Annotated in this window: 16 protein-coding genes; 12 read left to right on the top strand and 4 right to left on the bottom strand. The window is 44.9% G+C overall.

Annotated features, from left to right (window positions below; translation table 11 throughout):
• The first annotated feature begins 235 nt into the window (after positions 1 to 235).
• From MHI01_RS02440 to MHI01_RS02400, 9 genes are all read left to right on the top strand, one after another.
• Positions 236 to 388, top strand: coding sequence for a hypothetical protein (locus tag MHI01_RS02440; protein WP_253508789.1), 153 nt, complete (start codon positions 236 to 238; stop codon positions 386 to 388).
• A 24-nt stretch (positions 389 to 412) separates the two neighbouring features.
• A complete protein-coding gene (locus MHI01_RS02435; protein WP_301291391.1) occupies positions 413 to 538 on the top strand; it encodes a hypothetical protein in 126 nt (41 codons plus the stop codon).
• Positions 531 to 740, top strand: a complete 210-nt coding sequence (locus MHI01_RS02430) for a hypothetical protein (RefSeq protein ID WP_253508791.1) — start codon at positions 531 to 533, stop codon at positions 738 to 740. The genes MHI01_RS02435 and MHI01_RS02430 overlap by 8 nt, the downstream gene beginning before the upstream one ends.
• A gap of 111 nt (positions 741 to 851) precedes the next feature.
• Positions 852 to 1,085: a hypothetical protein gene (locus MHI01_RS02425; protein ID WP_253508793.1), complete on the top strand. Its 234-nt coding sequence runs from the start codon at positions 852 to 854 to the stop codon at positions 1,083 to 1,085.
• A gap of 101 nt (positions 1,086 to 1,186) precedes the next feature.
• The gene (locus MHI01_RS02420) at positions 1,187 to 1,426 is read left to right on the top strand and encodes a sensor histidine kinase (RefSeq protein WP_253509513.1); all 240 of its coding nucleotides are present in this window, start codon (positions 1,187 to 1,189) and stop codon (positions 1,424 to 1,426) included.
• A gap of 242 nt (positions 1,427 to 1,668) precedes the next feature.
• Positions 1,669 to 3,819, top strand: coding sequence for a beta strand repeat-containing protein (locus tag MHI01_RS02415; RefSeq protein WP_340982435.1), 2,151 nt, complete (start codon positions 1,669 to 1,671; stop codon positions 3,817 to 3,819).
• Between the two features lie 107 nt (positions 3,820 to 3,926).
• Complete coding sequence (locus MHI01_RS02410; RefSeq protein WP_301291392.1) at positions 3,927 to 5,603, top strand: hypothetical protein; 1,677 nt, start codon at positions 3,927 to 3,929, stop codon at positions 5,601 to 5,603.
• 55 nt (positions 5,604 to 5,658) lie between these two features.
• Positions 5,659 to 6,867, top strand: a complete 1,209-nt coding sequence (locus MHI01_RS02405) for a hypothetical protein (protein ID WP_253508796.1) — start codon at positions 5,659 to 5,661, stop codon at positions 6,865 to 6,867.
• A 51-nt stretch (positions 6,868 to 6,918) separates the two neighbouring features.
• A complete protein-coding gene (locus tag MHI01_RS02400) occupies positions 6,919 to 7,272 on the top strand; it encodes a hypothetical protein (RefSeq protein WP_036671514.1) in 354 nt (117 codons plus the stop codon).
• 224 nt (positions 7,273 to 7,496) lie between these two features.
• On the opposite strand, the gene MHI01_RS02395 is transcribed toward MHI01_RS02400, so the two are convergent.
• The gene (locus tag MHI01_RS02395) at positions 7,497 to 7,754 is read right to left on the bottom strand and encodes a GlsB/YeaQ/YmgE family stress response membrane protein (protein ID WP_024630063.1); all 258 of its coding nucleotides are present in this window, start codon (positions 7,752 to 7,754) and stop codon (positions 7,497 to 7,499) included.
• Positions 7,755 to 7,911: 157 nt separating this feature from the next.
• On the opposite strand from MHI01_RS02395, the gene MHI01_RS02390 reads away from it, so the two are divergent.
• The 3 genes from MHI01_RS02390 to MHI01_RS02380 all read left to right on the top strand — a co-directional run bounded on the left by MHI01_RS02390 (position 7,912) and on the right by MHI01_RS02380 (position 10,861).
• Positions 7,912 to 8,619, top strand: coding sequence for a response regulator transcription factor (locus MHI01_RS02390; protein ID WP_047843195.1), 708 nt, complete (start codon positions 7,912 to 7,914; stop codon positions 8,617 to 8,619).
• A 41-nt stretch (positions 8,620 to 8,660) separates the two neighbouring features.
• Complete coding sequence (locus MHI01_RS02385; protein ID WP_047843196.1) at positions 8,661 to 10,055, top strand: sensor histidine kinase; 1,395 nt, start codon at positions 8,661 to 8,663, stop codon at positions 10,053 to 10,055.
• Positions 10,056 to 10,159: 104 nt separating this feature from the next.
• Positions 10,160 to 10,861, top strand: a complete 702-nt coding sequence (locus tag MHI01_RS02380; protein WP_340982434.1) for a hypothetical protein — start codon at positions 10,160 to 10,162, stop codon at positions 10,859 to 10,861.
• Positions 10,862 to 10,984: 123 nt separating this feature from the next.
• On the opposite strand, the gene MHI01_RS02375 is transcribed toward MHI01_RS02380, so the two are convergent.
• Genes MHI01_RS02375 through MHI01_RS02365 form a run of 3 tightly spaced genes read right to left on the bottom strand, consistent with a single transcriptional unit; the run spans position 10,985 to position 13,914 of the window.
• Positions 10,985 to 12,292, bottom strand: coding sequence for a sensor histidine kinase (locus MHI01_RS02375; protein WP_340982433.1), 1,308 nt, complete (start codon positions 12,290 to 12,292; stop codon positions 10,985 to 10,987).
• Positions 12,267 to 12,965, bottom strand: coding sequence for a response regulator transcription factor (locus MHI01_RS02370; protein ID WP_036613934.1), 699 nt, complete (start codon positions 12,963 to 12,965; stop codon positions 12,267 to 12,269). The genes MHI01_RS02375 and MHI01_RS02370 overlap by 26 nt, the downstream gene beginning before the upstream one ends.
• On the bottom strand, positions 12,952 to 13,914 hold the full coding sequence (locus MHI01_RS02365; RefSeq protein WP_340982432.1) for a phosphatidylinositol-specific phospholipase C/glycerophosphodiester phosphodiesterase family protein: 963 nt from the start codon (positions 13,912 to 13,914) through the stop codon (positions 12,952 to 12,954). Before MHI01_RS02365 ends, MHI01_RS02370 begins: the two co-directional genes overlap by 14 nt.
• Between the last annotated feature and the right edge of the window lie 791 nt (positions 13,915 to 14,705).

Genomic DNA, 14,705 nt, shown 5'->3' with positions numbered 1-14,705 from the left:
GGGAAAAACCGCTAAACGTTAAAATAGGCAACTGTCGAGGGACAAAAACATATTCCCATTAAGTCGCTATCTTAGCGGCTTTTTTATATTATCAGTACAAGTTCGTGTCCCGAGCCAAGGACAAGAACTTGTACCGATTGCGATTTAAGAGATTTATGTAAGCAAACTTTGCGTCTCTTTAATAAAAGCGGCGATAGCAGGAGAACTCGCTCCCAGGGAGGGGACTGCCAATCCTATGACACGGTTAATGGAAGGGGTTAACGGTTTTAGCATGATATTAGCTGGTACAGCCGGTAGTATCATCGAAGGCAATCGTATGGCTAACGCCCGATTGGCTGGTATTTTTCATTTTACACTCGAAGGGCAATTCATTATCATGGATCAATAGAGCAGATGGAGGTGGGTCACGACGATGATAAATTTGCGAGCCGTTCATTTTATACTGACAGGTTTCTCCATTCAAGTTGGAGAATTCGCGCATGTAACCCTTGAAGATTATTTGCGCCTGACCGAGAATTGGGGGGATGTTCATGATTGAACTGATCAGACACGTTATGGAAGACATGAACAAGCAGCTTGACCGTATCGAGAAGAGTTTGAACTTGCTGAATGATGAACTCATTTGGATAAGAATAAAGGGCTCCATGAATAGCGTCGGTAATCTTTGTTTGCATTTGGCAGGTAACGAATATCAGAATTTCGTTAGCGCGATCGGCAACAGACCGTTCATCCGGACGTGAACCCGTGAATTCACGAAGGACGGGGGAATATCGAGAGAAAAGCTGATTCTTCTTCTTCGGGAAACCAGAAAGGAATCGGAAAATGTTGTAGCTGCGTTATCGAACGACGATTTGTCCCGAGAGGTTATCATTCGCTATGACCGTGAGGATTGGAACCGAATGCATCGAACGAATAGGTGTACTGAAGAAACCTACGATACAAGAGTAATCGGTCGTCTGCTTATCCAGGTATCGGCACACTACGGATATCACGCAGGACAGATCGTTGTGCTTGCCAAGATACGCAAGAACATGTCACGGGTCAGTACCATTGAGGAGGGCATTGATGGTCATGATCAGACTTGAACCGTTCAAACATCCCGATTCGACAAGGCTGGTTCTAACGAACTGGAAGTCGAGAAAACGGAGGATAAGCTTCTGACGAAAGTAACGCCAACGTGAATCCAATGCTGATGTCCCATGCGATCGCCAACCTTGTGGACAATGCCATCAAATATTCAGGCAGTCCATCGCTAATCGAATTGAAGTTGGAACATACGACAAGCGAGATAGTTATACGGATACGTGATCAAGGTATCGGTATCGCGGGCGATGAGCTGGAGCGAGTGCAGGAACGTTTTTACCGGGCGAAAAATGCAAGCACAGCGAACGGTTCAGGTCGATGTAAAAGAACGAATACCCTTTAAAGTCGCTATTTTAGCGGCTTTTTTTGTTGTGAAGAAAAGGTACAAGTGCTTTCCAGAGTCAATTAGTTCCCTTTAATGAAAAAATAAAAGCACAACATTAATGGATACAAATATGCGGCACAGAGAAGCGGATGACCAAACCGTTGAAATTGTCGGTCTATAGGAGTTAGAAAAGGATTAGGATATAAGGAATGCAAATTTCTCTCCTGTTCCTAAAACGTAAAGAAATCGGGGTGAAATAAATGGCCATTTTATCAACTGGACCGATTGAGAATAATCCGGTCAGTGGTGTAAGACCAACACAACAGCTGACCATTAATATTGATAATAGAAATTTGGTTACGAATGCAATTGTTTTGATTCAGGGTTATTACCTAAACGGAACCAGAACGGAATATATACTCGAATTAATTAGTGTAAATCCAAATCAAGCCATCAAAAAAGATTATTTTGCAAACCTAGACGTATTTGAATTTGTCTTTACAACGAGCGGTTTAGCAGAACAACAAGTGGAAATTTCAGTTTGGGGAAAAAATTCCATGGGACAGCTCGTAACGCCTCACCGTATCGTATCTTCAGAATTGTTGGAAGCCAATGGAGCCACAGGCACCACAGGCGTAACCGGGGAGACAGGTGCAACCGGCGTAAGCGGGGCTACGGGGATCTCAGGTGCAGCCGGTGCGACAGGTGCAACCGGGGTAACTGGAGCTACAGGGATTGCAGGCCCCGCTGGAGGGGCAACGGGTGAAACAGGGGCTACCGGCGTAACGGGAGGCACGGGCATCACTGGCGTAACCGGCGAGACAGGGGCCACGGGGGCAACCGGAGCTACGGGCATCACTGGTGAAACCGGCGAGACAGGGGCCACGGGTGTAACCGGAGCCACAGGCATCACGGGGGCAACCGGGGAGACAGGGGCCACGGGGGCAACCGGGGCCACGGGCATCACGGGTGCAACCGGCGAGACTGGTGCAATCGGCGTAACGGGAGCCACGGGCATCACTGGCGTAACCGGCGAGACTGGTACAACCGGCGTAACGGGAGCCACAGGCATCACGGGTACAACCGGGGAGACTGGTGCAACAGGTATAACTGGAGCCACAGGCATCACGGGCGTAACCGGGGAAACTGGTGCAACGGGTGTAACGGGAGCCACGGGCATCACGGGCGTAACCGGCGAGACTGGTACAACGGGGGTAACGGGAGCCACGGGCATCACGGGTGCAACCGGCGAGACTGGTGCAACGGGGGTAACGGGAGCCACGGGCATCACTGGCGTAACCGGGGAAACGGGTGCAACGGGTGTAACGGGAGCCACGGGCATCACTGGCGTAACCGGCGAGACTGGTACAACGGGGGTAACGGGAGCCACGGGCATCACTGGCGTAACTGGGGAAACGGGTGCAACGGGTGCAACCGGAGCCACGGGCATCACAGGTGCAACCGGGGAGACTGGTGCAACAGGTATAACTGGAGCCACGGGCATCACGGGTGCAACCGGCGAGACTGGTGCAACAGGTATAACTGGAGCCACGGGCATCACGGGTGCAACCGGCGAGACTGGTGCAACGGGGGTAACGGGTGCAACCGGAGCCACGGGCATCACTGGCGTAACCGGCGAGACTGGTGCAACGGGCGTAACCGGAGCCACAGGCATCACGGGTGCAACGGGCGTAACGGGAACCACGGGCATCACTGGCGTAACTGGCGTAACTGGGGAAACGGGTGCAACGGGTGCAACCGGAGCCACGGGCATCACTGGCGTAACCGGCGAGACTGGTGCAACGGGTGTAACCGGAGCCACGGGCATCTCAGGCGCAACCGGAGGGACAGGTGCAACGGGTGTAACCGGAGCCACAGGCATCTCAGGCGCAACGGGCGTATCTGGGGCCACGGGGATCTCAGGTGCGACTGGGCAAACAGGCACAAGTGGGGCAACAGGTGCAACGGGCTCAACTGGGGCCACAGGGAGCACAGGTGCAACCGGGGCAAATGCCACAATACAAAATGGATTATTTAATGTTAGCGTACCTTCTGTTGCAAATGCGACAGCTATTTCGTATACGACTGTATTTATTAATGGCACTAACATATTACACCCAACAAGTACTACCTTTGTACTGGCATCAGGGCACATTTATTTGGTTTCGTATACGTTTAGAGGAACGAGTTCTGTAATTGGGAACGTTACGGTTACACCAAGAATTAATCTCGTATTTCAAAGTCGGTTTTCAGGGAGAGCAGTTACAGGAACTTTAGATGCGAATGTAAGTGTATCGGGTACGTTTTTAGCTGATGCTACTTCAACTGCGCTTACAATCGATTTTCTTTATAATGGGTCAGCAACAGCTACATCTACAGATGGTTCTGTTTCAATTATTCAGGTTCAGTAACTGGGTGGAAAATGAGAGCATAAATTTTGTTAGTTTAAAACCAAAGGAGTGGAGGTGGATGAATATTTCTGCCTCTAATCATTTGGAAAAAAGGAGAATAAAATTTTATGGCTATTTTATCAACCGGACCGATTGAGAATAATCCGGTCAGTGGTGTAAGGCCAACGCAGCAACTGACAATTAAAATGGATAATCGAGATTTAATCAATAGTGCCGATGTTTTGATTCAAGGATACTATCTAGACGGAGCTCGAAACTTATACGTAAACGAACTCATTAATGTGAATCCAAATGAAGTAATAACGAAGAATTATGATGGGAACTTTAATGCTTTTGAATTTGTCTTTACAACGAGCGGTTTAGCAGAAGATCAGACGGGAATCTCGGTTTGGGGAAAAAATGTAGAAGGGCAACTTGTAATTCCCCATCGCATTGTATCTTCAGAATTGCTAGGTGCAAATGAAGTAACAGGACCACCAGGAACAACGGGAGCTACGGGATCTACAGGAGCCATAGGAGCCATAGGACCCACTGGGGCTACAGGAGTTACAGGAGCAACAGGAGCCCAAGGTACGATTGAGCCTAATGCGACCATCGTGGGAGTAGGACCCAATGTTAGCTCTCAATTTAACGAATTAAGAACCAACGAAAAAACGCCAATTATTGAGTTGACTTCTGTATATGGCTTATCCAACCTAAGAGACATTGTTTTAACATTGGGCGATGCTACAGTCGGAAGTAATAATACGGAATTTCAATTAACTACAACTATATCCGGATCTGACATTGCTATCCTTCAAAGCTCGGAGAGAGGAAGGTATGAATCAGGCTTAGCGGGAGAAATAGGAATTGGTACTCGTTTACCAGCTCCACCGACAGGGACCCAAGTGGTCAGATGGGGCGCTTTTGACGATCAGAACGGCTTATTCTTTGGACAGAGCGTAGCGAATGGAATATTTGTAGCGATCAGAAGAGCAAGTGTTGATACTATTATTCCTCAAACATCTTGGAATGTGGATAAATTAGATGGAACAGGTCCGAGTGGCGCGACGCTTAGTTTATCTAAAGGGAATATATTTCAAATCGTATTTACATGGTATGGGTATGGAGTAATCGAATTTAGAGTTGTCATCCCTGATCCTACAACTTTAGCACAAGAAGTAATTATCGTTCATCGCTTTTCCCCCAATGGGCAAACCAGTCTGGCCGATCCTAATCTTCCTCTACGTGCGGAGATCTTTAATAATGGCACAGAATCAGAACTCAATTTATTCGTTGGAGGAAGACAATACAGTATATTGGGTAAATATAATCCCGTTTTCAGGGTTACTTCCGAAAGGAGAACTGTAACTGCAACAGGGTCACTCACACCAATTTTGTCTTTCCAGAGAAAGACATCCTTCCCGCCAGGTTCAGGTAGGGCAAATTCAGTGAGTATCAAATTAGAAAGTATTGATCTTATAACTACAGATGATATTTACTATCAGATCATATTAGGCGGAACGATTAATGGAGGCTTCGTAAACTTTCCAACAGCAACGACTAATATTCCAACTTCGGAAACAGCTCTTCTAATCAACAACACACTAACGACAATAGCGGATGGTCAAGTCCTATTACAAGGCTTAGTAGCCGGAGTTGCGGGAAGTGTCAGAATATCAGCTTCTTCTTCATTATTGGATTTCCAATTACCTGACTCTGAAATTGTGACTTTAGCCGTAGGAAATTTAAGCGGGGGTACTAATCCTGTTACGGCCACCTTCAGTCTTACTGAAGAATGGTAAAAAGTAATAGAAAAGGAGGGATTCACTTTTCCCTTTCTGCGAAGGAGGAACTATCTTGTCAGATATTATTATCTCGAATATTGGTCCGAATATAAGTTCGCAATTCGATGAGCTGATTGTATCGGAAAAAACCCCAATCGTGGAGTTAACATCTGCATATGGTCTATCCATTCTAAGAGATTCCGTTACAACCACTGGGGATGGTACGGTTACCAATGATGCAACGGAATTTAATCTAAGCAATACCACTAACGGAACAGATTCGGCCATTCTAGAAAGTGTATTACGAGGTAGATACGAGCCAGGATTCGCAGGAGAGGCCGGAATCGGCGTTCGAATACCTATACTGCCGATAGGCAATCAGATTGGAAGATGGGGATTCTTTGACGATCAGAACGGGGCTTTTTTTGGAGTAAATAGCACAAATTTATTCGTGGTCATACGGCGAGGAGGCTCCGATACAACATTTCCTCAAAGTTTATGGAATGTAGACCGATTAGATGGAACAGGTCCGAGTGGAGCGACGCTTAGTTTATCTAAAGGGAATATATTTCAAATCGTATTTACTTGGTATGGATATGGAGTAATCGAATTTAGAGTGGTCATCCCTAATCCGTCGACTTTAGCGCAAGAGGTAATTACCGTCCATCGATTCTCTCCAACAGGTCAAACGAGTTTTATTGACCCCAATCTTCCATTAAGAGCACAAATCGATAATAACGGAACTGCAGAAGCTTATACCCTTTTTGTAGGAGGAAGACAATATAGTATTATCGGAAAATATGATCCTACCTTTAGAGTCACTTCGGAAAGGAGGAGGGTTACCAATCTCACATCAACACTAACACCCGTCCTATCATTTACAAGAAAAGCAATCTTCCCTTCGGGATCAGCTAGAACGAACTCTGTTCAAGTGGATCTAGAAGAAATAAACATTATCTCATCCGTAGATCTTAGTTATCAAGTACTTGTGGGTGGAACTCTCGACGGAGCATTTATTAATTATCCAACAGCTACAACGATCATTCCCGATAGCGAAACAGCTCTGTTGGTAAACAACTCTTCTACGACGATTACTGGGGGGGAAGTCGTTTTTCAAGGAATTACAGGAGGCGGAACAGGAGGAAACAGGATATTAGCTTCTTCAGAACTATTCGATTTCACGCTTCCTGAAAATCAGGTCGTAACATTAGCTGTATCAAATATTGGTGGGGCAGGCTCAAATATAGTTGATGTGGTATTTAGTGTTGCTGAGAGCTGGTAAAACCTCAGGTCATAATGAAATACATTAAATGTTGGAAAGGGGTAAGAGAGAATGATTTTATCCACCGGACCGATAGAAAATAATCCTGTTAATAGTGTAAGGCCGACACAACAGTTGACGATCAAAATAGATAATCGCAACTTAGTCGATGGCTCAAATATCTTGATTCAGGGTTATTATTTGAATGGAACAAGAACACTATATGTACTTGAGTTAATTTCTATAAATCCTAATCAAGTCCTAACCAAAAATTATTACGCAGACTTTAATTCTTTTGAATTTGTCTTTACAACGAGTGGTTTAGCAGAGCAACAAGTTCAAATTTCAGTTTGGGGTAAGGATGCTGCCGGACAGCTTGTCTCGGCGCATCGCTTAGTAGCTTCTGAACAACTTGACGAAGCATAAGAAGCAAGATAAACGGCGGGCTGAGTTAGATAAAACAAACTCGTCAAAGCACTTTAGAGAAGAAATGAAGAGGATGGTGGATCTGTCTTTTGGCTCAATGGATGAAATCAGTACAAAAATAAAAAAAGGACCGTAAGTGTTCATCTTCCATCGATGAATGCTTTCGGTCCTTCTATGTTTATCCTGCACTAATGAATGACGGGATCGGTTTTCGCCTCTCTATGTTAACGTCTTCGGAAGGCTCCGCCGCGTGCCAGAGCGAAAAAGATGAGCAGGGCAATAATCGAGCCAACAATGGCGGGAATAATATGAAATCCGCCAATCACCGGCCCCCTTGGTCCCAGCAATTCCGTTCCTAACCAGGAACCGATAAAACCCGCGATAATGTTCCCAAGTACACCGCCCGGTACGTCCCGCCCAATTAAGTTGCCGCTTAACCAGCCAATAAGTCCACCGACAATGAGTACCCAGAGCAGATCCATGGATTGTTCTCCTTTCTTCGGGTTTATTACAAGTTATGTTGGGTTCGTTGGAATATACCTTATCTTCCTGATGGTGGAGGAATCTAAAGCGCCTGTGCTAAGATGGGTTAATAATTGATTAAAGCTGGTGAAAACAAGGCTAGATAGGGGTGTACAGTTGAAGAAAATCCTAGTCATTGATGATGAAATTGCAATTCGAGATTTAATTGAGCTGGTGCTAAGGCGAGAGAACTACGATGTGCAGACTGCAGAGGACGGCAGAAAGGGCTTGCAGCTGCTCGACTCTTTTCAACCCGATTTAGTCGTACTTGATCTGATGCTGCCAGACTGCTCCGGATATGACTTGTGTAAGGAAATTACCGGAAAGCGTGCCATTCCTGTGATCATGCTCTCTGCCAAAAATGAGGTGATCGACAAGGTGTTGGGACTAGAGCTAGGGGCGGAAGATTACATGACCAAACCCTTTGACAATCGTGAATTGCTCGCTCGGATCAAGGTCATTCTGAGAAGAAACGAGAGCAAGGAGGAATCAAGTGAAGGAACAGAAGTGAAATCTACACGCATCATTCATGAAGAGCTGACATTTGATCTGGAAAGCCGCAGGGTGCTGAAAAACGGTGTACCCGTGTCTTTAACGGCCAAAGAGTTTAAAATTCTGGAAACGTTACTCAAAAGGCCAGACAAAATCTTTACTCGGGATGAGCTACTGCAGATCGGATGGGGATATGACTTTATGGGAGACAGTCGCAGTGTGGATATGACCATCATGCGATTACGGAAGAAGCTGGAGGATAACGCGGACGAACCGAAGTATGTCCGAACGATCTATGGATTTGGCTATCAACTTGGAGGTGGCGAGGCCTGAAGTATGCAACCCGGTTACTGCTGAATTATTTATTTTTCTCCGTGCTGTCCTTTGGCATCATCATTTTTGCTGTAAATAAAGCCATCGATTACTACAGCTTCATTACCATTGAGAAACAGATGATGGAGAAGGCGGATCTGTCCGAGTTGTCCTTCCGTGAGGTGTTATCACAGCATAGGTCATCTTCAGGAGAGCCCCAGACCAAGGAAATTGTCAGACTTGCTCTAGAGAAGCTGAAAGCTTCGGGCAAGGAAGTACGTATCTATGACAGCTCCAAGCAGTTGATAGGCTTAGCTGTGGATGGCATCATCATTAATGATGGCAAACCTCTTATTTTTGAAAAAAATATTGAGAAAGCCCTGAGCGGCAGTTATGCCTACACTGTAACGGAAGATCATCTGCTTTATTTTGCGACTCCCATTCAGGATCAATTCTACGAGAACGCTTATGTGTATGAGTTCGTGGAGGACATTTCCTACTTTTATGCGATTATGGATCAAATCCGTTATATCCTGTTTGCGGGTGCAGGCGGATTTATTGTACTGATTACGTTATCCAGTCTGTGGATTGCCCGCAACACTACCAAGCCGATTAAACTGTTGCTTAGCGCTACGCAAAGTTTCTCTAGACAGGAGTTTCGGAGAGTTCATCTAAACCGGAAGGATGAACTGGGCATGCTGGCAGATGGACTGGATTCTATGGGGCGGCAACTTCATGATTACATTCAGTACCAGAGGCAATTCGTCTCCAACGTATCTCACGAGTTAAAAACACCCTTGGCAGCCATTCGTGGTTTCTCTCAATACTTGGTTGAAGGGGAGAACGAGGACAAGGAGTTGCAAAAAATCTATGCTCATCTGCTGCAGGAATCGGATCGGCTGACACGTTTGATTAATGAACTGTTGTTGTTATCCCGATTCGACAAGGCTGGTTCTAACGATTTGGAAGTCGAGAAGACAGAAATGAACGAACTGATTCTGCAAGTCGCAACGAATATGGGTGCCAAGGCCAAGGATAAAGGGATAGAGATCAGAGTTAGTCAGGCGGAGGAAGAACCGGATGATAAGGGTAAGACAAGAGTTTACGCCAACGTAAATCCAATGCTGATGTCTCATGCGATTGCGAACCTTGTGGACAATGCCATCAAATATTCAGGCGGTCCATCGCTAATCCAATTGAAGTTGGAACATACGCCAAGCGAGATAGTTATACGGATACGTGATCAAGGTATTGGTATCGCGGGCGATGAGCTGGAGAGAGTGCAGGAACGTTTTTACCGGGCGAAAAATGCAAGCACAGCGAACGGTTCAGGTCTTGGACTTTCTATTTGCAAAGAGATTGTCGAGCGGTTTAATGGTTATATTGACATGGAAAGTCAAATCGGGGAAGGAACAACCGTTACGATTGTGTTGCCCCGTGCGGAAACACAATCGTAAATAATTAACGTTACAAGATTGGTACATTTCTGTTATGAGACTAACAAATGTTTTATTTATAATCACTTCATAAGAACAAATCACACATTTATGGAGGGATCATGATGAAATTGATAAACAAAGCAACAGGTGTTATCGTACTAGGTGCTCTACTAACGGTGGCATTAGCGGGCTGTCAGTCCAATGATGCTACGCCCCCAGCAACCGGACAGAACACAGCGAATGAACAGAGCAAAGGCGAAGGAGCAACAAATGCTAATGCGCCTGCTTCCGAAAGTTCTGAAGAAAAGGGTACTGAAGCTATTAAAGAAGGTTCGATGGAGAAGGAAGGCAATGTGGTGCTGAAGGAGCTTGCTTTTGTCTATAATGAGCACACCATTGCGATTTCGGATACAGCGAATGAAGATCAGATGGAACGGATGCTGGGCAAACCGGATAACCTGAAATCTCATACGTACAGTGCCGACGATGGAACAAACATGGATACGTTAATCGGTTTTACAGAAAAGGTCTATACGTATCCTGGTCTGGAGATTAAAACAATTAGTATACCGGAGGGGAAAAAAGACTCCATCTTTCATATCGAAATCACAGATCCCAAGTACGCGACAGTGCGAAACATTAAAGCAGGAGATAGCCTGGATACACTCAAGAACGCCTACCCTGAGGGGAAACTACTTGGTGATGGAGCCCCTAATGAGGAGGATGACTTCCGTTACGAGCCATCCAATTATGTGGATGTGATGTCGTTCCATATCAAGGATGCCAAGGTGGAGAGCATTCAGATCTACAGCCTTTTGGATTAATATTTAGGAATCGATGTTGGTAAGCCATTCATACGATTCACCTTTAGTACCTGATAAAAATGAAAAGTTAACCCTCAATGCTCCTGAAAAGGAGCATTGAGGGTTAACTTAGTTTTAGGACTTTTAAATTAAGCGCTGCTTGGGCAAATGCAGAATAACGTTGAATTGATCACCATGAATTTCAATTTTGATCTCCCCGCCGTGCAACTCAACGATACTTTTCACAATGGACAGCCCTAGGCCGGAGCCTTCTGTCTGGCGGGATTCATCTGCTCTTTTGAAACGTTCGAACAACTCTTCCGCAGCAAAATCAATCTCATAAGCAGCAGTATTTTGAATTTTGAATAGCACCAGATCATCAGACTCGTCCAAATAAATATAGATTCTGGTTCCCGGAAGCGAATATTTCTGCGCGTTGCCAATTAAATTTTCGAATACACGCCAAATTTTATTGCCGTCCAAATGTGCATGGATCGGGAATTTCGCAATCCTCTCCCGAATCACAGGCGACGCTTGTCCTATACTGGTGTTGGACTCGGCAATCGCCTGTGTCAACAATGTCGCGACATCGATGTACTCAATATCCAGCTCTACTGTACCGCTGGCCATCTTTGAGATTTCGAACAGGTCTTCAATCAACAACTTCATCCGTAGCGCCTTCCGGTCCAGGGTTTCAATATAGGCTCGGGTGGTCTCTGTAGACAGATTTTCTTTTTTTAATAAATCAACATAGTTGATAATAGAAGTAAGTGGGGTCTTCAAATCATGCGATACGTTGGTAATCAGCTCTGTTTTTAACCGTTCGCTCTTCATTTGATTCTCCAGCGCGCTTTGATACCCGGCTTTCATATTGTTAATATAACCAGCAAGCTTGGATAGATCATCCTTGCCGGTATCCTGAATTGTGTTCTGAATGTTCCCTTCGGCAATCTCTTTGCTCCCGTTGATAATGGCGATGAATCTTCTAAGCTTGGAAAGTATATATGGAACCAAGAACAACACGTAGAGCAACAAATAAAGTAGAAGCCACCCCTGTCCGTAATATGTGACTGCCTGCCAAATACAAATGCCGGCCATCGCGGTTAGCAAAAGCATCATGATGAGGCCAAACGTTAGTCTCCAGTTTTGTAAACTGGCTCTAAGACCGGTTCTCCAAATATGAAAGTAATCCATCAGCAGACTGCCATGCCAGAAGGAACGACTACTATGGGGTGCCTTAAAATAAAGAAACAGTCTGCTCGCCAGCAGGCAAAGAATAATAATGGCAAGCAGTGCCTGGATGTAACTTGAAGTTGAATAGCTCAGACTCAACCCCGTGTATGAATACCTGTTTATGAGTACGAGGCTCCATAAAATCGCGGCGACAATGATGACAATAAGGTCAATTGGAACCTTCCGATCGGCTTTATTTTTTCTCGATTTTGTATCCAATTCCCCATACCACCTTTAAATATTTTGGGTCTTTGGGATTGATTTCAATTTTTTCACGAATGTTTCTCACATGTACGGCAACCGTATTCTCTGAAGTGAAGATCAGTTCATTCCACACGCGCTCATAAATCTCTTCGATTGAGAAAACTCTGCCCTTGTTCTCCATCAGCAGCTCCAAAATTTTGTATTCTTTCGGGGTCAATCTGACGTCCTCTCCATCTATCTCAACAGTCTTCGAGCTTTTGTTCAACACGAGTCCTCTTACTTGAATGAGCTCATCCCCGTTTGACTGGAAGGAACCTAAATTCGTAAACCGGCGCAGCTGAGATCGGACTCTAGCGATCAGCTCTAGAGGATTGAACGGCTTCGTAATATAGTCATCAGCCCCAACGTTGAGTCCCAAAATCTTGTCGCTATCTTCTGACTTGGCGGAAAGCATAATGATCGGTATATTTTTGTTTTCACGAATTTTAAATGTCGTTTTAATTCCATCGAGCTGTGGCATCATGTTGTCCATGATAATAAGATGAATGGTTTCTTGTTCAAGAATTTCCAGCGCCTCCAATCCGTTAGAGGCAGTTAATACATCCACATCTTCGCTTTTCAAATAAATAACGAGCGCTTCTCGAATTTCCGGTTCATCGTCTACAACAAGAATGTTATTTATAGCCATTAATTCTCACCTTCATCACGATATTTCTTATATTTACTAATCCGGAACTCATGTATCCCGAAAATTCAACATGGCCGGGGGGAGCGTCTGCAAGCATCAGCTCCGCTGGTGATTCTTCCTGATCCGTGTAAAATCCATGCACCCCGAACCTGGACAGAATCTGCATAACCGGTCTGCTGTTGACGGTGTGAACATAGCTTTTCACCCCAAACTTATGTAGTGTTGGAACTAAATTGGGGTTTAGATACACACGGTATACAGGCATGGCAACCGCTGTCAGTTGTTTGTCCCTTACGAATTCTACAATACTTTCGGCGGAGGCGCCAGTTTTGTAAAGTGAATATATTTTGTTTGGAAAGGGGTGGATTCCCATAACCGTGTCATACATTTCCGGGCTGAAAATTTCAGGTATAATCCGGTTGAGCAGTGCAGGATCCGTACGTCGAACCTCATTGACTAGATGCGCAAACTGCTGCTGAATTTGCTCTTTGCTGCCTGCTTTCGTATCCACAATTAAGTCAAAATCAGGATATTGCTGCATCAGCTGCAGTATGTCCGGCAGGGTAAGAGGGTGGAATCTTCCCATGATAAGCGAGTTTTCAAACTGAAGCGTTGTTACGTTTCGTCCGCGATGAGCGGCCAAATCCGGTTGTATCCTCTGCGACCAATCATGTCTGGCTACAAGCTTCCCGTCCGTCGTCTGCACAAGATCAACCTCGAACAAACGGTACCCTCTATTGTAATTGGTTATAAATGCCTCATAAGAATTGGTGTAGCTAGCACCGTTAACTCCACCAAATGCATGTGCAATAAGCCTATTTTCCTGCCAGCCGCTGGTGCCAGCTGTAGAGTCCGGCTGATTCTGACCTGTCCTAACAAGCCCCCAGTTGCACCAGATCATTCCTGCCGTAATGACTATGAGTAAGGTTAACATCATCATTTTCTTCATTCGTTGTGCTCCTTCGTTATCCCGATGTAAGACATACTACAGGACGCAAATGAAGAAGGAGTCGTATAAAAACGAAGGAATTTATGAAGTTTGTATACATTGAAATCCATATAAAAAGAATCCCCGTATATGTAAAGTGTCGTTAGACAAAAACATAGTCCCATTGTAGTCGCTATTATAGCGGATTTTTTACACGCAGTATTGGGTATGAAACGTGAGAGGAAATAGGAACAATATATTTTTAACATGGCGAGTACGAGACTAAGGTACTTCTTAGCATGCAATGGGACCAGTTGTAGCTGTTGAAACGGGGGAAATTGTGGTATCTATCATTTCGAAAGACCAGCTTTATTAAGTTTAGTCCTTATTTATACTAAAACCTCCACTGTAGTGGAGGTTGAGTGATCACACATGAATTTTTGTTTAGGTTAATTCGTCCCCATTGGTTTCGATTACTTTTTTATACCAGTTAAACTTTTCTTTCTTGTTCTATTCAATGTTCCTTTTCCTTCGTTATTCCGATCATCGTTGGAAGGAAGCTTCCTGACCCGATGAAAGTAGGTCCAACTGCACCAAAGTTTGATGTGATGGGAGTAAGTTCGCAGCGAATGAAGCCGTAGACACGATCTCGTCAAGCTTACAGACGGTTTCCGCATACATTATGCTCGGAGCTGACTTAACATTCCAAAGAGCATTAGAACGTATTGAATATAAATGTCCTTACCAGAATAAAAGTTGTCGTGGGACAAGAACTTGTACCGATTGACGGAATGGATAATAACATAGTCCCA

The sequence above is a fragment of the Paenibacillus sp. FSL M7-0656 genome (genome assembly GCF_038003225.1).
Taxonomy (GTDB): Bacteria; Bacillota; Bacilli; order Paenibacillales; family Paenibacillaceae; genus Paenibacillus; species Paenibacillus amylolyticus.
The sequence above is the reverse complement of the archived record's forward strand: the minus strand, read 5'-3'. Positions and strand labels throughout refer to the sequence as shown.